Genomic DNA, 18,499 nt, shown 5'->3' on the forward strand with positions numbered 1-18,499 from the left:
CGTTCCAATGGTAAAGAATGGCACCTGACCGTCAACGGTATTGGAGGAAGACGTTGTCTCGCCCGAACTGGTCACGCAAGGCTTGAATCAAGGCATCCGCCGGGTCGATCCGCCAGGTCTCGCCGAACTGCAACAAGGCCTTCGCATCAGGGCTGGTGTACTCCATGGTGATCGGGCACGCGCCGCGATGGCGCTTGAACAACTCACCCAGCCAGCGTAGCTGATCGCCTTTCAAATCCTTGGTCTGCAACTTCAGGCGCAGGCTTTCGGCCAGGTTGGTGCGCGCATCTTCCATGCTCATCACCCGCTTGACCCGCAACCGCAGGCCGCCGGAGAAGTCGTCGTTACTGACTTCGCCTTCGACCACCACCATCGCGTCGGTCTGCAACAGCGACTGCGCAGAATGGAAGGCGTCGGCGAACAGCGAGGCTTCGATCCGCCCGGAGCGGTCGTCGAGGGTGATGAAACCCATCTTGTCGCCCTTTTTGTTCTTCATCACTCGCAGGGCGATGATCATGCCCGCGACCGTCTGGGTATCGCGAGCCGGCTTCAGGTCGATGATGCGCTGACGGGCGAAGCGACGGATCTCGCCTTCGTATTCGTCGATCGGGTGACCGGTGAGGTACAGGCCCAGGGTATCTTTCTCCCCTTTCAGGCGTTCCTTGAGGGTCAGTTCTTTAGCTTTGCGGTGATTGGCGTAGACATCGGCGTCCTCCTCGACGAACAGGCCGCCAAACAGGTCGGCGTGGCCGCTGTCGTGGGTGCGAGCGGTTTGTTCGGCGGCCTTGATCGCCCCTTCCATTGCCGTCAGCAACACTGCGCGGTTTTGGTCGATGTTGGCTTGATAAGCTTTCGGTTCGTCATGGAAAAACGGCCCCAGACGATCCAGCGCACCGCTGCGGATCAAACCGTCCAGGGTGCGCTTGTTTATACGTTTGAGATCGACACGGGCGCAGAAATCGAACAGATCCGTGAACGGACCGTCCTGACGCGCTTCAGTGATCGCTTCCACCGGACCTTCGCCCACACCCTTGATCGCGCCCAGCCCGTAAATAATCCGGCCTTCTTCGTTCACCGTAAACTTGAACTCGGAGGTGTTCACGTCCGGTGCGTCGAGGCGCAGCTTCATGGTCCGCACTTCTTCGATCAAGGTCACGACCTTGTCGGTGTTGTGCATATCCGCCGACAGTACCGCAGCCATGAACGGCGCCGGGTAGTGGGCTTTCAGCCACGCGGTCTGGTATGACACCAGGCCATAGGCGGCGGAGTGGGATTTGTTGAAGCCATAACCGGCGAATTTTTCTACCAGGTCGAAGATGTTACCGGCCAGGTCGGCGTCGATATTGTTGGTGGCGCAACCTTCAATGAAACCGCCGCGCTGCTTGGCCATTTCTTCGGGTTTTTTCTTACCCATGGCTCGACGCAGCATGTCCGCGCCGCCGAGGGTGTAACCGGCCATGACCTGGGCAATCTGCATCACCTGTTCCTGATACAGGATGATGCCGTAAGTCGGCGCCAGGACGGGCTTGAGGCCTTCGTACTGGTAATCCGAGTGCGGGTACGCGAGTTCCGCGCGACCGTGCTTACGGTTGATGAAGTCGTCCACCATGCCCGATTGCAGCGGGCCCGGACGGAACAGGGCCACCAGTGCGATCAAGTCTTCCAGGCAGTCGGGCTTGAGCTTTTTGATCAGCTCTTTCATGCCGCGCGACTCAAGCTGGAACACCGCAGTGGTCTCGGCTTTTTGCAGCAGCGTATAAGTCGGTTTGTCGTCCAGCGGGATGAACGCGATGTCCAGTGGCGGTTCGTTGACCTTGGCGCGGTCGCGGTTGATGGTTTTCAGCGCCCAGTCGATGATCGTCAGGGTCCGCAGACCGAGGAAGTCGAACTTCACCAGACCGGCAGCCTCGACGTCGTCCTTGTCGAACTGGGTTACCAGGCCGTCGCCCGCTTCGTCGCAATAGATCGGCGAGAAGTCGGTCAGCTTGGTCGGCGCGATTACCACACCACCGGCGTGCTTGCCGACGTTACGCACAACGCCTTCGAGCTTGCGCGCCATGTCCCAGATTTCCGCAGCCTCTTCATCGACCTTGATGAAGTCGCGCAGGATTTCTTCCTGCTCGTAGGCCTTTTCCAGGGTCATGCCGACTTCGAACGGAATCATCTTCGACAGACGATCCGCCAGGCCATAGGACTTGCCCTGCACCCGCGCCACGTCACGGACCACCGCTTTCGCCGCCATGGAACCGAAGGTGATGATCTGGCTAACCGCGTTACGGCCGTATTTCTCGGCCACGTATTCGATCACCCGATCACGGCCATCCATGCAGAAGTCGACGTCGAAGTCGGGCATGGAAACCCGTTCCGGGTTAAGGAAACGTTCGAACAGCAGGTCATATTCCAGTGGGTCGAGGTCAGTGATCTTCTGCACATAGGCGACCAGCGACCCGGCACCCGACCCACGGCCAGGACCAACCGGTACGCCGTTGTTCTTGGCCCACTGGATAAAGTCCATCACGATCAGGAAGTAGCCGGGAAAGCCCATCTGGATGATGATATCCAGCTCGAAATTCAGCCGATCGACATAGACCTGACGCTTGGCTTCGTAGTCTTCGGTGGTGTCCTTGGGCAGCAGTACGCTAAGGCGCTCTTCCAGACCATCGAAGGAAACCTTGCGGAAATACTCGTCGATGGTCATGCCGTCGGGAATCGGGAAGTTGGGCAGGAAGTGCTTGCCCAGCTTCACTTCGATGTTGCAGCGCTTGGCGATTTCGACGGTATTTTCCAGCGCCTCGGGCAAGTCGCTGAACAGCTCGGCCATTTCCTCGGCACTTTTAAGGTATTGCTGATCGCTGTAATTCTTCGAACGCCGCGGATCGTCGAGGGCACGGCCCTCACCGATACAAACGCGAGTTTCGTGAGCTTCGAAATCTTCCTGCTTGATGAAACGCACGTCGTTGGTCGCCACCAGCGGCGCGCCGATTTTCGCCGCCAGGGCCACGGCGCCGTGTAGCTGCTCTTCGTCATTGGGACGATTGGTGCGCTGGATTTCCAGATAGAAACGATCCGGGAACACCGTCATCCATTCGCGAGCCAGGGTTTCGGCTTCGTCCGGGTTGCCGCTGAGCATGGCCAGACCGATTTCACCCTCTTTCGCCGCCGACAGCATGATCAAGCCTTCGCTGGCTTCGGCCACCCACTCGCGCTCGATGATGATCGAGCCATTGCGCTGGCCATCGATGAAACCGCGGGAGATCAGTTCGGTGAGGTTGCGATAACCCACGGCATTCATCGCCAGCAGGCTGATCCGGCTCAAGGGGTTGTCCGGATCCTTGTTCGACAGCCACAGGTCGGCGCCGCAGATCGGCTTGATCCCCGCACCCATGGCAGCTTTATAGAATTTGACCAGGGAACACATGTTGTTCTGGTCCGTGACCGCCACGGCAGGCATGTTCATGCCGACCAGGGTCTTGACCAGCGGTTTGATCCGCACCAGACCGTCGACCAGGGAATATTCAGTGTGCAGGCGTAGATGAACGAATGAAGCCGGCATAGTGATCCTGTCTAGAAACTAGAAACGTGGAGACAACAAGGCCCGGATTGTACCGGGCCTTGAGTAAAACATCAGCCTTGCGACTAACTCTCGATCAGGTTTTCCCGCGCTTCATACGCCAAGCGTACCGGGGCGAACGAGCGGCGATGAATGGGGGTCGGCCCCAAGCGGGCCAGCGCTTCCAGATGTACGGGTGTCGGGTAGCCCTTATGGCCTCCGATCCCGTAACCCGGATAAATCAGTTCGAACGCCGCCATTTCGCGATCACGGCTGACCTTGGCCAGAATCGAGGCGGCAGCAATGGCCGGTACCTTGCCATCGCCCTGGATCACCGCTTCGGCGCGCATCGAGAGCTTCGGGCAACGGTTGCCGTCGATCATCGCCAGTTTCGGCTGGATGTGCAGCCCCTCGACCGCGCGCTGCATGGCCAGCATGGTGGCGTGAAGAATGTTCAGCTCGTCGATTTCTTCTACTTCAGCGCGAGCGACATACCAGCTCAGGGCTTTTTCGCAGATTTCGTCGTAAAGCGCCTCACGGCGGGCTTCGGTGAGTTTCTTCGAATCGTTGAGGCCGAGAATCGGCCGGCTCGGGTCGAGGATCACCGCCGCCGTCACCACGGCACCACACAGCGGGCCGCGACCGACTTCATCAACACCCGCCACCAGATCTACAACTTCATCGACCAGCATAAAATCCAGGCCCAGCTGTTTGCTTGCTTTGCTCATTATGCTCTGCCAATCAGGTTCAGTACCGCGTCCGCTGCCTGATTGGAGGCGTCCAAGCGCAGGGTTCGGTGGATTTCGTCAAAGCCTCGGGTCTGCTCCTGGCCACCTTCGATCAGTGGCGACAGGGTTTGGGCCAAAGCTTCGACCGTCGCATCGTCCTGCAACAACTCCGGCACCAGCAAACGCTGGGCCAGCAGATTCGGCAACGAGACGTAGGGACTCTTCACCATCCGTTTGAGAATCCAGAACGTCAGCGGTGCCAGGCGATAAGCGACCACCATCGGCCGCTTGTACAGCAATGCTTCCAGCGTAGCCGTTCCCGAAGCGATCAACACCGCGTCGCAGGCCGCCAGGGCCAGATGGGATTTGCCATCGAGCAATGTCAGCGGCAGATCGCGACCGGCCAGCAGTTCTTCAAGCTGGGCCCGGCGCTCCGGGCTCGCGCACGGCATGATGAACCGCACGCCAGGACGCATGGCCCGCAAGCGCTGAGCTGTGTCGAGGAACAGCGCGCCGAGGCGCCCGACTTCACCGCCCCGGCTGCCCGGCATCAGGGCGACCAGCGGCCCGTCCGGCAAACCGAGCTCGGCTCGCGCGGCGGCGCGATCGGCCTCAAGCGGAATCGCATCGGCCAGGGAATGCCCGACAAACCGCACCGGCACGCCCTTCTCTTCATAGAATTTAGCTTCGAACGGGAACAGGGTCAGCATCAGGTCGCAACCTTCGCGAATCTTCAGCACCCGCTTCTGCCGCCAGGCCCAGACTGACGGGCTGACGTAATGCACGGTCTTGATACCGGCCTGACGCAGCTTGAGTTCGATATTGAGGTTGAAGTCCGGGGCATCGATACCGATGAACACGTCCGGCTTCTCGGCGATCAGGTCCGCGATCAGTTTCTTGCGGCGTGCCAACAGCTCGCGCAAACGACCCAGCACCTCCACCAAACCCATGACAGAAAGGCGTTCCATCGGGAAATACGACGTCAAGCCTTCGGCTTGCATCAGCGGACCGCCGACACCGATGAACTCGACTGCCGGATGCCGGGCCTTGAGCGCGCGCATGAGACCCGCGCCCAGAATGTCACCGGAAGCCTCTCCCGCCACCAGCGCAATACGCAGATTGGCCATGATTAGCGCGTGATGCCGCGGGTCGAAGACTGGATGGAATCGCGGAATACCGCAACTTCCGGGAACTGCAGCGAAGGTTCGGCCAGCTCGACGAGCGCCTGCTCGACCGTCAGGCCCTGGCGGTAAACCACCTTATAGGCACGACGCAGCGCGTGGATCGCATCTTCGCTGAAACCGCGACGGCGCATGCCTTCGAAATTCATGCTGCGGGCTTCGGCCGGGTTGCCGAACACCGTGACGTAGGCTGGAACGTCCTTGCCAATGGCGGTGCCCATGCCGGAAAAGCTGTGGGCGCCGATGTGGCAATACTGATGAACCAGGGTAAAACCGGACAGGATCGCCCAGTCCTCGACGTGCACATGGCCCGCCAACGCAGTGTTGTTGACCAGAATGCAGTGATTGCCGATGACGCTATCGTGACCGATGTGGGCATAGGCCATGATCAGGTTGTGATCGCCCAGGGTCGTTTCCGAACGGTCCTGAACGGTGCCACGGTGAATCGTCACGCCTTCGCGGATGACGTTGTGGTCACCGATGACCAGACGGGTTTCTTCGCCCTTGTATTTCAAATCGGGCGTGTCCTCGCCTACCGAAGAAAACTGGTAGATGCGGTTGTGCTTACCGATTCGGGTCGGGCCCTTGAGAATCACATGCGGCCCGATTACTGTTCCCTCGCCGATTTCCACACCTGCGCCGATGATCGACCAAGGGCCGACTTCGACGTCGTCGGCCAGAACGGCCGTCGGATCGATGATTGCGCGAGGGTCAATCAAACTCATAGTTTGCGTTCCGCGCAGATGATTTCAGCGGAGCAGACTGGCTTGCCATCGACCGAAGCCTGGCATTCGAACTTCCAGATCTGACGCTTGCAGCTGATGAACTTGGCTTCAAGGATCAGTTGATCGCCCGGCAGCACTGGCTGACGGAAGCGCAGTTTGTCGGAGCCGACGAAGTAGTAAAGGGTACCGTCGGCGGGTTTCACGTCGAGCATTTTGAAACCAAGGATCCCGGCAGCCTGAGCCATCGCTTCGATGATCAATACGCCCGGCATGATTGGATGCGCAGGGAAGTGACCATTGAAGAACGGTTCGTTGATGCTGACATTCTTGTAGGCGCGAATGCGCTTGCCTTCCACATCCAGATCCACGACCCGGTCCACCAGCAGGAACGGGTAACGGTGAGGCAGGTATTCGCGAATCTCGTTGATGTCCATCATTTCGGGGGGAAGCCTATGTAAAGATTGGGAGCGCGCGACTGACGCGCACTCCTCTAGCAAATCAAGGAGGCAGTCTAGCGGCTGTGCACACTTGATATGGAAATGGTATCAGCCATCTGATGAAGCATTACCGCCAGGGGTCACGTCCCCTACACGCTTTTCCAGCTGTCGCAGACGTCGCGCGATGTCATCGAGCTGACGAATACGTGCCGCGCTTTTGCGCCATTCGGCCGCCGGTTGCATCGCCGTACCGGAAGAATAGGAACCCGGCTCGGTAATCGAGTGGGTCACCATGGTCATCCCGGTCAGGAAAACGTTGTCGCAAATCTCGATATGCCCCACCAGCCCTACGCCACCGGCAAGCATGCAATGCTTGCCGATTTTGGTGCTGCCGGAAATTCCCACGCACGCAGCCATGGCGGTGTGGTCACCGACCTGAACGTTGTGGGCAATCTGGATCTGGTTGTCGAGCTTCACACCATTACCAATGACGGTATCGGCCAGCGCACCGCGATCAATAGCGGTATTTACGCCTATTTCCACGTCATCACCGATCGAGACGCCACCGATCTGGGCGATCTTCTGCCAGACACCTTTCTCGTTGGCAAAACCGAAGCCTTCACCACCGAGCACGGCACCGGATTGAATCACCACCCGTTTGCCAATGCGCACGTCGTGATACAGCGTGACGCGTGGGGCCAACCAGCCACCCTCGCCAATTTCGCTGCGCGCACCGATGAAGCAATGAGCCCCAACGGTCACGCCTGCGCCAATACGCGCTGCACTTTCGATGACCGCAAAGGCACCGATGCTCGCCGCCGGATCGACCACAGCATCCGCTGCCACCACCGCTGTCGGATGAATACCGGCAGGCGCCTTGGGCTTGGGATCGAACAGGTGAGAAATTCGCGCATAGGCCAGATACGGATCAGGTACCACCAGTGCATCACCGGCGAAACCCTCAGCATCAGCGGCCTTCAGCAATACAGCCGCGGCCTGACTGTCAGCCAGGTATTTACGGTATTGAGGATTTGCCAGAAAGCTCAACTGAGCTGGGCCAGCCTCTTGCAAAGTGGCTAGCCCAGTAATTTCCTTGTTCGGGTCGCCACGTAAGGTGGCGCCGAGGAACTCGGCCAGCTGGCCGAGCTTTATAGTCGCTGTCATGGGTTACTTCAGCTGATTCATGCGCTCGATAACCTGGCGAGTGATGTCGTACTGAGGTTTGACATCAATCACTGCGCCACGCTCGAAGACCAGGTCATAAGCACCTTTCTTGATGACTTCTTCCACAGCGCTGTCCAGTTTCGGCTTCAGCTGCTTCAGCATTTCACGGTCGGCAACGGCTTTGGCTTCGTTCAATTCCTTGGACTGGAACTGGAAATCACGGGCTTTTTGCTTGAACTCAAGCTCCAGACGTTCACGTTCGCCTTGCTGCATCTTGTCGCCACCGGCCATCAGACGGTCCTGGATACCCTTGGCGCTGCTTTCCAGGCTCTTGAGCTTGGTCAGTTGCGGGCCGAACTTTTTCTCGGCATCCACGGCGTATTTCTTTGCCGCGTCGGATTCCAGCAGCGCCATCTGATAGTTCAGAACGGCGATCTTCATGTCGGCAAAAGCCGGACCTGCAACCAGTACGGTCGCCAGGAGAACCAATTGAGTCAACTTACGCACGATGCACTCCTACAAAATCCATTGTCGTTATCTTGGGTCAGACGCTTAGAACGTCTGGCCGAGGGAGAATTGGAACACTTGAGTCTCGGCATTGCTGTCCGGTTTCTTGACTGGCATCGCCAAGGCGAAGCTCAACGGACCAAGGGCGGTAACCCATGTCACACCGACACCCACCGAACTGGCCATATTGCTCAGGCTGACGTCGTTACACTGAGTATTGGACTTCGAACCATCGGCGTTAGTGCTCTGCTTGCAACTCGAATCGAACACATTACCCACGTCCCAGAATACCGACGTGCGCAAGGAACGCTGATCTTTCACGAACGGCAGCGGGAACAGAACTTCTACACCACCCTGAATCAGGACGTTACCACCAAACGGTAGTGGATCCTGGTCCGGGTCGACGGAGGTCCCAGGGTTCACGCCCCGGCTCGGCGTACTACGAGGCCCCAGAGTACTGTCCTTGAAGCCACGAACCGAGTTGAAACCACCAGCGTAGTAGTTTTCATAGAACGGCAAGCCATCGGTCGAACCATAACCATCGCCATAACCCAGTTCGGTGTGGAGACGCATGGTGTAGTTTTCAGACAACGGCTGGAACAATTGACCGCGGTAATCGAGCTTGAAGAACGACAAGTCGCTGCCCGGCGTCGTGGCTTCCGCGGTCAAGCTCTGGGAGTGACCACGGGTCGCCAGTACACCTTTGTTCAAGGTGGATTCAGACCAACCAGCCGATGCCTTGAAGTTGAGGTACTGATCACCTTCCTGGTTAACGAAGTCGAAAATTTCGTCGACGGTGTAAAGACCAGTCTTGATCTTGTCTTGTTGTGCAGACAGACCGAAGGTCAGACGCGAAGTCTCGCTTATCGGGTAGCCGACGCTTACGCCAGCACCCAGGCTGTCTACCGCGTAGCTTGCAACGTTGACATCGAGGTCTTTGTAGTCAGTGGTGCGATAGAAAGCGTTGTAACCCAGGCTCACACCGTCAGCAGTCCAGTACGGATCGACATAACCGAAGTTATAGCGGCTCTGGTATTGACTGCGGGTCAAACCGATACTGACCTTGTTACCGGTACCCAGGAAGTTGTTCTGGGTGATCGAACCACCAAGGATCAAACCGGCGCTCTGGGCAAAACCGACGCTGGCGGTAATCGAACCGGAAGCCTGCTCTTCAACGCTGTAGTTCACATCAACCTGGTCATCGACACCAGGGACGGCCGGTGTTTCAACGTTGACTTCCTTGAAGAAGCCCAGACGTTCCAGACGAGTCTTGGACTGGTCGATCAGGTAGGTCGAAGCCCAGCCGCCTTCCATCTGACGCATTTCACGGCGCAGCACTTCGTCTTCGGACTTGGTGTTGCCACGGAAGTTAATGCGGTTCACGTAAGCACGCTTGCCCGGATCGACAGCGAATGTGATGTCGACGGTGTGGTCGTCATCGTGAGGCTGGGGCACGCCGTTGACGTTGGCGAAGGTGTAACCCTCGTTACCCAGACGACGGGTGATCAGTTCGGACGTGGTGGTCATCAGCTTGCGCGAGAATACCTGGCCCTTCTGAACCAGCAGCAGGGATTTGACCTGGTCTTCAGGGACTTTCAGGTCACCGCTGAGCTTGACGTCACGAACGGTGTACTTCTCGCCTTCGTTGACGTTGACGGTGATATAGACGTGTTTCTTGTCCGGGGTGATGGACACCTGGGTCGAAGCGATATCCATATTGATATAGCCGCGATCCAGATAGTAGGAACGCAGACGCTCCAGGTCACCGGAGAGTTTTTCACGGGCGTACTTGTCATCGTTCTTGAAGAACGACAACCAGTTGCTGGTCTTGAGTTCGAACAGGTCGATCAGGTCTTCATCGGGGAAGACCGTGTTGCCCACCACGTTGATGTGCTGGATGGCCGCAACGGTGCCTTCGTTGATGTTGACCTTCAGGGCAACGCGGTTACGCGGCTGCGGCACCACTTCGGTGTCGACGGTAGCCGAGTAACGGCCCTGGGCGACGTATTGTCGCTGCAGTTCGTTACGTACACCTTCGAGGGTGGCACGCTGGAAGATCTCGCCTTCAGCCAGACCGGATTGTTTGAGGCCCTTCATCAGGTCTTCAGTGGAGATCGCCTTGTTACCCTCGATCTCGATACTGGCGACCGACGGACGCTCGACTACAGTGATGACAAGGACGTTGCCATCGCGACCCAGCTGGATATCTTGAAAGAACCCGGTCTTGAACAATGCACGAGTGGATTCCACCAGGCGACGATCATCCGCCTGTTCGCCGACGTTTAACGGCAAAGCACCAAAGACGCTACCCGCGGAGACCCGCTGGAGGCCATTGACGCGAATATCAGAGATAGTGAAGGACTCGGCGTGAACTTCGGCGATCATCAATACGGTGAGAACCGCAGTTAGCAGCAGACGTTTCATGAAGTCCTTTCTTATTCCAACTGGCAATAAAAACTGCCGCAAAATGCGGCAGATTCGCAATTCAGCGAAGCGTTACAGTCGACCCAGATCATTGACCAGAGCAAGCAACATCACCCCGACCACCAAACTGATACCGATCTGTATCCCCCAACCTTGCACCCGATCCGACAAGGGACGACCACGCGCCCACTCAATCAGATAAAACAACAAATGCCCCCCATCCAGTACAGGAATGGGCAACAAATTCAGAACCCCCAGGCTAATACTCAGATAAGCAAGGAAATTCAGGAAATCAGCAATGCCCGACTGGGCAGAAGCGCCCGCCACTTTAGCAATGGTTATCGGTCCACTCAAGTTTTTTACCGAGAGCTCGCCGAACAACATTTTCTTGAGCGAATCGAGGGTCAGTACACTCATGGTCCAGGTACGTCGGGCACCCTCGCCAATCGCGGCTATCGGACCGTAACTGACTTCGCGCATCATCTCTGGCGGCCACTCGACCGCTTTTACCCCAGCCCCCAGATAACCACTGGGCGCCTTGCTCTCGCCACGAGCGGCCAACGTCACAGGGACGTCGATTTGAGCACCATCGCGTTCGACGCGCAGCATGATTTTGGTATCCGGATGCATACGGACGATGTCGACTACCTGTTGCCAGTCGTCCAGCGCCTTGCCGTCAAGGGCCAACAAACGGTCACCCGCCTTCAGACCCGCAGCCTTCGCCGGCCCTTTCGGATCAAATTCGGCCAGGACCGGCGGCAACGCCGGACGCCAGGGACGAATACCCAGCGAGCGAATCGGATCCGGCTCGTCAGCGCCCTTGAGCCACTTGTCCAGCATCAGCTCACGGGGCGAATCCGCTGTGGAGCCCTGCTCGCGAACCAGTAATAGCAAGGGACCGCTCTCGCCGAGACGACGGACAAGTTGCAGATTCACAGCGGCCCAGCCAGAGGTTGGCTCGCCGTCGATGGCCATAATTTCCTGACCCGGGCTCAAACCTGCCTTGGCGGCGATACTCCCGGACTCGACCGCACCGATAACCGGCCGCACCTGCTCGCTGCCCAGCATTGCCAGCGCCCAGAAAAACACCATCGCCAATAGAAAGTTGGCGATCGGACCGGCCGCCACGATGGCAACGCGTTGACGGACAGATTTGCGATTGAAGGCTTGATCGAGCTGATCGGCCGGCACTTCGCCTTCACGCTCGTCGAGCATTTTCACGTAGCCACCCAGCGGGATGGCGGCGATCACGAATTCAGTGCCTTTGCTGTCGTGCCAGCGCAGCAGTGGCAAGCCGAAGCCCACGGAGAAACGCAGCACTTTGACCCCACAGCGACGTGCGACCCAGAAATGGCCGAATTCGTGGAAGGTGACCAGCACGCCCAGCGCTACCAGGGTGCCGACAATCATATAGAGCGCGCTCATCTACTTTCTCCGCAATCCTATCAGTGCTGCATGGGGCAACGTATTGCAGCACTTATCGCCCGTGACGGCTCAACCATTGCCCGGCCAGTACCCGTGCTTTCGCATCGGCCGTAAACACTGCCTCGAGATCATCTACAGCAACCACAGGCTCGAGGTTCAACACTTCCTCGATAATACTCGCGATTTCCAGGTAGCGAACCCGTCCGTCGAGAAAGGCCGCCACAGCCACCTCATTCGCCGCATTGAGCATGGCCGGCGCGCTGTTGCCAGCCTCGGCGGCTTGTCGTGCAAGTCGCAGGCAAGGGAAACGCTCTTCATCAGGCGCCTGGAAATCCAGGCGAGCGATGGCAAACAGGTCCAACGGCGCAACACCCGAGTCGATTCGCTCCGGCCAGGCCAGGGCATTGGCGATCGGCGTGCGCATGTCCGGATTGCCCAACTGCGCCAGCACCGAACCATCGACATAGTCGACCAGCGAATGAATCACGCTCTGCGGGTGAATCACCACTTCCACTTGAGAGGGCGTGGCGTCGAACAGCCAGCAGGCCTCGATCAGCTCGAGCCCTTTGTTCATCATGCTGGCCGAATCCACTGAAATCTTGCGCCCCATGGACCAGTTCGGGTGCGCACACGCTTGTTCGGGGGAAACATGCGCCAGTTCGGCCATGGGTGTCTGCCGGAACGGACCACCGGAGGCTGTCAGTAAAATCCGACGCACACCGACCGCGCCAAGCCCGCGAGCAAAATCCTGTGGCATGCACTGGAAAATCGCGTTGTGCTCACTGTCGATCGGCAGCAGTACCGAACCGCTTTTACGCACAGCCTGCATAAACAGCGCACCGGACATCACCAGCGCTTCTTTGTTGGCCAGAAGAATCTTCTTGCCGGCCTCGACCGCCGCCAGGGTCGGACGCAAGCCTGCCGCACCGACAATGGCCGCCATCACGGCATCGACTTCCGGATCGGAGGCGACCTGACACAGGCCCTCCTCCCCCACCAGAACGCGGGTCGACAGACCGGCCGCGCGCAAATCGTCCTGCAACCCTGGGGCAGCGCCAGCTTCCGGCACAACCGCGAAGCGCGGCGCATGGCGAACACACAGCGCCAGCAATTCACTCAAACGGGTGAAACCGCTCAAGGCGAAAACCTGATAACGCTCGGGATGACGGGCGATAACGTCGAGGGTGCTCAACCCTATCGAACCGGTCGCTCCCAGAACGGTAATCTGTTGCGGGCGGCTCATGCTGCCATCCACAGCAGTACGGCAAATACCGGAATCGCCGCCGTCAGGCTGTCGATACGGTCCAGAACGCCGCCGTGACCGGGCAGCAGATTACTGCTGTCCTTGATCCCCGACTGACGCTTGAACATGCTTTCGGTGAGGTCGCCCACGACCGAGATGAACACGATCACGGCAGCCCCGAACAGACCCATCAGTATTTGCGCGAAACTCCAGTCCCGCACCAAACCGACGATTGCCGTAATGATCAGACTCAGCAGCAAGCCGCCGTAGACGCCTTCCCAGCTCTTGCCAGGGCTGACCTGCGGCGCCAGCTTGCGCTTGCCAAAGGCCCGACCGGAAAAATACGCACCGATATCGGCGCCCCAGACCAGCACCATCACCGCCATGATCAGCCAGTTGCCCAAGGACTCCTGTTTAATCTGAATCAGACCTTGCCAGGCTGGCAGCAGAATCAACAAACCGATCACCAGTTTGCAGGCGGCACTGGCCCAGTGCTCACTGGACCGTGGGTAAGTCAGCACCAGATACGTGGCCACGCCCCACCAGAGCACCGAAGCGCCCAATACCCAAGGCGCGAGCCCCGGCAAGATGTGCATGACAAACAGCATCAACGCGACCACTGCCGCATAGGCAATGCGGATCAACGGGGCAGCGAAACCTGCCAGGCGCGCCCATTCCCATGCCCCGAGCGTCACCACCAGCCCGATGAACAGCGCAAAACCGGACCCTTCGAGCAGGAAAAACCCGCACAGGGCAATCGGCAGCAGAATCAGTGCCGTGATGATTCGTTGTTTAAGCATTAAACCCGGGCTCCAGCCTCGACCTGCTCACTCGTTTTACCGAAGCGACGCTGGCGAGAAGCGAAATCGGCCAGCGCATTGCGCATGGCGTCGTGTTTGAAGTCCGGCCAGAACAGGTCGGAGAAGTACAGTTCGGCGTAAGCCAGTTGCCACAGCAGGAAGTTGCTGATGCGATGCTCGCCACCCGTACGGATGCACAAGTCCGGCAATGGCAGGTCACCGGTCGCCAGACACGTTTGCAACAGCTCAGGGGTAATGTCTTCCGGACGCAGATGCCCAGCCTGAACTTCCCGTGCCAAACGCTGGGCGGCTTGCGCAATATCCCACTGACCGCCGTAGTTGGCGGCGATCTGCAGGATAAAACGGTTGGCGCCAGCGGTCATCGCCTCGGCTTCGCGCATGGCGGCCTGAAGCTCCGGGTGAAAACGCGAACGGTCGCCAATGATGCGCAAACTGATGTTGTTGTCGTTCAGGCGCTTGGCCTCGCGACGCAATGCCTTGAAGAACAGATCCATCAAGGCACTGACCTCATCGGCCGGGCGCTGCCAGTTCTCGCTGGAGAAGGCGAACAGGGTCAGCACTTCGACCTTGGCCTCGGCACACACCTCGATCACCGCACGCACCGCATCCACGCCCGCTTTATGCCCGGCGACACCCGGCATAAAGCGTTTTTTCGCCCAGCGATTATTACCATCCATGATGATCGCGACATGGCGCGGCACCGCGGACGGCGCAGTCTGCTTTGTCTTATCCATTAAAACGCGACCCTTATACGGCCATCAGGTCTTTTTCTTTCTGCGCCAAATTCGCGTCGATTTCAGCCACGTACTTTTTGGTCAGATCATCAATTTCGCCAGTAGCACGACGCTCTTCGTCTTCGCTGATTTCTTTTTCCTTGACCAGATCCTTGAGCTGGCTGTTCGCGTCACGACGAATGTTGCGCACTGCAACACGGGCATCTTCAGCGACATCGCGAGCCTGTTTGGTGAAGCCCTTGCGGGTTTCTTCGGTCAGGGCCGGCATGGAGATCAGCAGCAACTCACCGAGGTTGGTCGGGTTGAGGTTCAGACCCGCGCTACCGATGGCTTTGTCGACGGCACCCAGCATATTGCGCTCAAAGGCAACCACTTGCAGGGTACGGGCGTCTTTAACGGTGATGTTCGCCACTTGCTTGATCGGGGTGTCGGAACCGTAATACGGCACCATCACGCCTTCAAGAATGCTTGGGTGCGCCTGGCCCGTACGAATACGACCAAAGTTGTGCGCCAGCGACTCGACGGATTTTTTCATGCGCTCTTGAGCGTCTTTCTTGATTTCGTTGATCATTGTTGGCCTTCCTCGATCAGGGTCCCTTCAGCGCCGCCATGTACGATGTTCAGCAGGGCGCCGGGCTTGTTCATGTTAAATACGCGCAACGGCATCTTGTGGTCGCGGCACAGGCAAATAGCCGTCAAATCCATTACACCCAGCTTGCGATCCAGCACTTCATCATAAGTCAGATGATCGAACTTCTCGGCATGCGGGTCTTTGAATGGATCAGCCGTGTAAACGCCATCGACCTTGGTTGCCTTGAGCACGACGTCAGCGTCGATTTCGATTGCACGCAAGCAGGCTGCCGAATCCGTGGTGAAGAACGGATTACCAGTACCGGCCGCAAAAATCACGACTTCCTTGGCGTTCAGGTGGCGCATGGCTTTGCGGCGATCGTAATGATCGGTCACGCCAACCATGGAAATGGCCGACATCACGATGGCCGAGATATTGGCACGTTCCAGCGCATCGCGCATCGCCAGGGCGTTCATCACAGTGGCCAGCATGCCCATGTGGTCGCCAGTCACCCGATCCATGCCCGCCGCGCTGAGCGCCGCGCCGCGGAACAGGTTGCCGCCACCGATCACCAGACCGACCTGAACACCGATGCCGACCAGCTGGCCGACTTCCAGCGCCATGCGATCCAGAACTTTCGGATCGATCCCGAACTCTTCCGAGCCCATCAGGGCCTCGCCGCTAAGCTTGAGTAGAATGCGTTTATAGCGAGCCTGATAACCACTGCCCTGCTGAGCCATTGCGAATCTCTCCTGCGGCGTATTTTAAAAAATTCTTTGCGAGCTGTTTACAGCTGGCGTTCACTCTAGCTTGGCGCTGCTTCAGCGCCATCGGAACATGGCTTTGTAAGCCAGTTCCAAAAGGAAACCAATTAAAATTGGCAACCCCATCTGAAAAGAGGCTGCGCGCGTGAGCGGGCAGCCTCTTCAGGGCGACAGTTAAAAACCGTCTTATTGCTTGGCGGCAGCCAGCTGGGCAGCAACTTCTTCAGCGAAGTTGTCGACCGGCTTCTCGATGCCTTCGCCTACTTTGAAGTAGGTGAAAGAAACGATTTCTGCACCGGCTTTCTTGGCCAGTTCGCCAACCTTGATTTCAGGGTTCTTGACGAACGCCTGCTCAACCAGGCTCGCTTCAGCCAGGAACTTGCTGATACGGCCTTTAACCATGTTTTCAACGATGTTTTCTGGCTTGCCGGCGATCTTGTCAGCGTTGAGGGTCAGGAACACGCCTTTCTCGCGCTCGACCGCTTCAGCGGAAACTTCCGATGGCAGCAGGAACTCAGGGTTGGTAGCCGCAACGTGCATAGCGATGTCTTTGGCCAGCTCAACGTTGCCGCCCTTGAGAACAACCGCAACACCGATCTTGTTGCCGTGCAGGTAACCACCAACAACATCACCTTCAACGCGAACCAGGCGACGGATATTGACGTTTTCGCCAACTTTGCCGACCAGAACCAGGCGATTTGCTTCTTGAGCTTCGATCAGCGGAGCAACATCAGTCAGTTTGTCAGCGAACGCTTTTTCAACGCTTGCAGCAACAAATGCCTTGAAGTCGTCCTGCAGAGCCAGGAAGTCGGTCTGCGAGTTCACTTCCAGCAGAACGGCAGATTTACCGTCTTCCTTCAGAGCGATAGCGCCTTCAGCAGCCACGTTGCCTGCTTTCTTGGCAGCCTTGATGGCGCCCGAAGCACGCATGTCATCAATGGCTTTTTCGATGTCGCCGCCGGCCTTGGTCAAGGCCTTTTTGCAATCCATCATGCCTTCGCCGGTACGCTCGCGCAGTTCTTTGACCAACGCTGCAGTAATCTCTGCCATTTTCAAATTCCTCTTGGATAGGTTTTCAACCATTCCACCCGATCGAACGGGCGTTCAATTCTTCCCGAGCCACCCTTGTTAGCCGCTGCACGTTACAAATGCTGTAGCTGCGCTGCTCACAAATGGTTTTCGAGGTGGCAAAAAGGGGGCCAAGCCCCCTTTTTGCTTACTGAGTCAACGCCAGGGGCGTCAATTACTCAGCTGCAGCTGCCGGAGCTTCTTCAACGAACTGCTCGGTGCCACCAGCAACGTGGTTGCGACCGCGGATAACAGCGTCAGCCATCGAACCCATGTACAGCTGGATAGCGCGGATTGCGTCATCGTTGCCTGGGATGATGTAGTCAACGCCTTCCGGGCTGCTGTTGGTATCGACTACGCCGATAACCGGGATGCCCAGCTTGTTGGCTTCGGTGATCGCGATGCGCTCGTGATCAACGTCGATAACGAACAGAGCGTCTGGCAGACCGCCCATGTCCTTGATACCACCCAGGGAACGATCCAGCTTCTCAAGATCGCGAGTGCGCATCAGCGCTTCTTTCTTGGTCAGCTTGGCGAAAGTACCGTCTTCGGCTTGTACTTCAAGGTCACGCAGACGCTTGATGGAAGCACGGATGGTTTTGAAGTTGGTCAGCATGCCACCCAACCAGCGGTGATCGACGTACGGCGAACCGCAACGTGCTGCTTCTTCAGCAACGATCTTGCCAGCGGAACGCTTGGTGCCAACGAACAGAATCTTGTTTTTGCCCTGGGCCAGACGCTCTACGAAAGTCAGAGCTTCGTTGAACATTGGCAGGGTTTTTTCAAGGTTGATGATGTGGATCTTGTTACGCGCGCCGAAAATGTACTTGCCCATTTTCGGGTTCCAGTAACGGGTCTGGTGACCGAAGTGCACACCGGCCTTCAGCATATCGCGCATGTTGACTTGGGACATGATAGTTCCTTAATAAGTCGGGTTTGGCCTCCACGTATCCCAATGACCAACCAGCAGCATCAGCTGAAGGCACCCAGGTCATCGTGTCGACACGTGTGTGGATTTAAGCTTTTCAGGGTATCCCCGGAAAGCGGCGCATTTTATATCACAAGGCAGGAAAAAACGAAACCCGGATTCTGAAAAGCCGGCGAATGCTTTTGGCCCCCACCTTGGAATCCTCCCAGAATGCGCCATCCTATAGAGA

General features: G+C 57.8%; 16 protein-coding genes. All 16 read right to left on the reverse strand.

The annotated features are described in order from the left end of the window. Positions 1-31: 31 nt before the first annotated feature. The 16 genes from dnaE to rpsB all read right to left on the reverse strand — a co-directional run bounded on the left by dnaE (position 32) and on the right by rpsB (position 18,255). The gene (gene dnaE / locus KGB14_RS03720) at positions 32-3,553 is read right to left on the reverse strand and encodes a DNA polymerase III subunit alpha (protein ID WP_223484144.1); all 3,522 of its coding nucleotides are present in this window, start codon (positions 3,551-3,553) and stop codon (positions 32-34) included. An 83-nt stretch (positions 3,554-3,636) separates the two neighbouring features. After that, positions 3,637-4,278 carry a ribonuclease HII gene (gene rnhB / locus KGB14_RS03725; protein ID WP_223484145.1) on the reverse strand — a complete coding sequence of 214 codons (642 nt, stop codon included), beginning with the start codon at positions 4,276-4,278 and terminating at the stop codon, positions 3,637-3,639. After that, positions 4,278-5,405 (reverse strand): lipid-A-disaccharide synthase, encoded by a 1,128-nt coding sequence (lpxB, locus tag KGB14_RS03730; protein WP_223484146.1) that lies wholly within the window; start codon positions 5,403-5,405, stop codon positions 4,278-4,280. The genes rnhB and lpxB overlap by 1 nt, the downstream gene beginning before the upstream one ends. A gap of 2 nt (positions 5,406-5,407) precedes the next feature. Further along, on the reverse strand, positions 5,408-6,184 hold the full coding sequence (gene lpxA, locus KGB14_RS03735) for an acyl-ACP--UDP-N-acetylglucosamine O-acyltransferase (protein ID WP_223484147.1): 777 nt from the start codon (positions 6,182-6,184) through the stop codon (positions 5,408-5,410). Next, on the reverse strand, positions 6,181-6,621 hold the full coding sequence (gene fabZ, locus KGB14_RS03740; protein ID WP_007940511.1) for a 3-hydroxyacyl-ACP dehydratase FabZ: 441 nt from the start codon (positions 6,619-6,621) through the stop codon (positions 6,181-6,183). Before fabZ ends, lpxA begins: the two co-directional genes overlap by 4 nt. A gap of 108 nt (positions 6,622-6,729) precedes the next feature. After that, positions 6,730-7,785, reverse strand: a complete 1,056-nt coding sequence (gene lpxD / locus KGB14_RS03745; protein ID WP_223484148.1) for a UDP-3-O-(3-hydroxymyristoyl)glucosamine N-acyltransferase — start codon at positions 7,783-7,785, stop codon at positions 6,730-6,732. 3 nt (positions 7,786-7,788) lie between these two features. After that, on the reverse strand, positions 7,789-8,292 hold the full coding sequence (locus tag KGB14_RS03750) for an OmpH family outer membrane protein (RefSeq protein ID WP_007940508.1): 504 nt from the start codon (positions 8,290-8,292) through the stop codon (positions 7,789-7,791). A 45-nt stretch (positions 8,293-8,337) separates the two neighbouring features. Further along, entirely contained in the window at positions 8,338-10,716 is a 2,379-nt protein-coding gene (gene bamA, locus KGB14_RS03755) for an outer membrane protein assembly factor BamA (protein ID WP_223484149.1), read from the reverse strand. Positions 10,717-10,788: 72 nt separating this feature from the next. Beyond that, positions 10,789-12,141, reverse strand: coding sequence for a sigma E protease regulator RseP (rseP, locus tag KGB14_RS03760; protein WP_223484150.1), 1,353 nt, complete (start codon positions 12,139-12,141; stop codon positions 10,789-10,791). Between the two features lie 52 nt (positions 12,142-12,193). Beyond that, the gene (gene ispC / locus KGB14_RS03765) at positions 12,194-13,384 is read right to left on the reverse strand and encodes a 1-deoxy-D-xylulose-5-phosphate reductoisomerase (protein WP_223484151.1); all 1,191 of its coding nucleotides are present in this window, start codon (positions 13,382-13,384) and stop codon (positions 12,194-12,196) included. Continuing rightward, positions 13,381-14,184 carry a phosphatidate cytidylyltransferase gene (locus tag KGB14_RS03770; RefSeq protein WP_223484152.1) on the reverse strand — a complete coding sequence of 268 codons (804 nt, stop codon included), beginning with the start codon at positions 14,182-14,184 and terminating at the stop codon, positions 13,381-13,383. Before KGB14_RS03770 ends, ispC begins: the two co-directional genes overlap by 4 nt. Next, on the reverse strand, positions 14,184-14,939 hold the full coding sequence (gene uppS / locus KGB14_RS03775; protein WP_223484153.1) for a polyprenyl diphosphate synthase: 756 nt from the start codon (positions 14,937-14,939) through the stop codon (positions 14,184-14,186). The genes KGB14_RS03770 and uppS overlap by 1 nt, the downstream gene beginning before the upstream one ends. A gap of 13 nt (positions 14,940-14,952) precedes the next feature. Continuing rightward, positions 14,953-15,510 (reverse strand): ribosome recycling factor, encoded by a 558-nt coding sequence (gene frr, locus KGB14_RS03780; RefSeq protein ID WP_007907979.1) that lies wholly within the window; start codon positions 15,508-15,510, stop codon positions 14,953-14,955. Then, the gene (gene pyrH / locus KGB14_RS03785) at positions 15,507-16,250 is read right to left on the reverse strand and encodes a UMP kinase (RefSeq protein WP_003172271.1); all 744 of its coding nucleotides are present in this window, start codon (positions 16,248-16,250) and stop codon (positions 15,507-15,509) included. Before pyrH ends, frr begins: the two co-directional genes overlap by 4 nt. A 210-nt stretch (positions 16,251-16,460) precedes the next feature. Then, the gene (gene tsf / locus KGB14_RS03790) at positions 16,461-17,324 is read right to left on the reverse strand and encodes a translation elongation factor Ts (protein ID WP_223484154.1); all 864 of its coding nucleotides are present in this window, start codon (positions 17,322-17,324) and stop codon (positions 16,461-16,463) included. A gap of 193 nt (positions 17,325-17,517) precedes the next feature. Beyond that, entirely contained in the window at positions 17,518-18,255 is a 738-nt protein-coding gene (gene rpsB / locus KGB14_RS03795; RefSeq protein ID WP_007907989.1) for a 30S ribosomal protein S2, read from the reverse strand. Between the last annotated feature and the right edge of the window lie 244 nt (positions 18,256-18,499).

This window comes from Pseudomonas sp. A-RE-19 (assembly GCF_019956555.1).
GTDB lineage: Bacteria > Pseudomonadota > Gammaproteobacteria > Pseudomonadales > Pseudomonadaceae > Aquipseudomonas.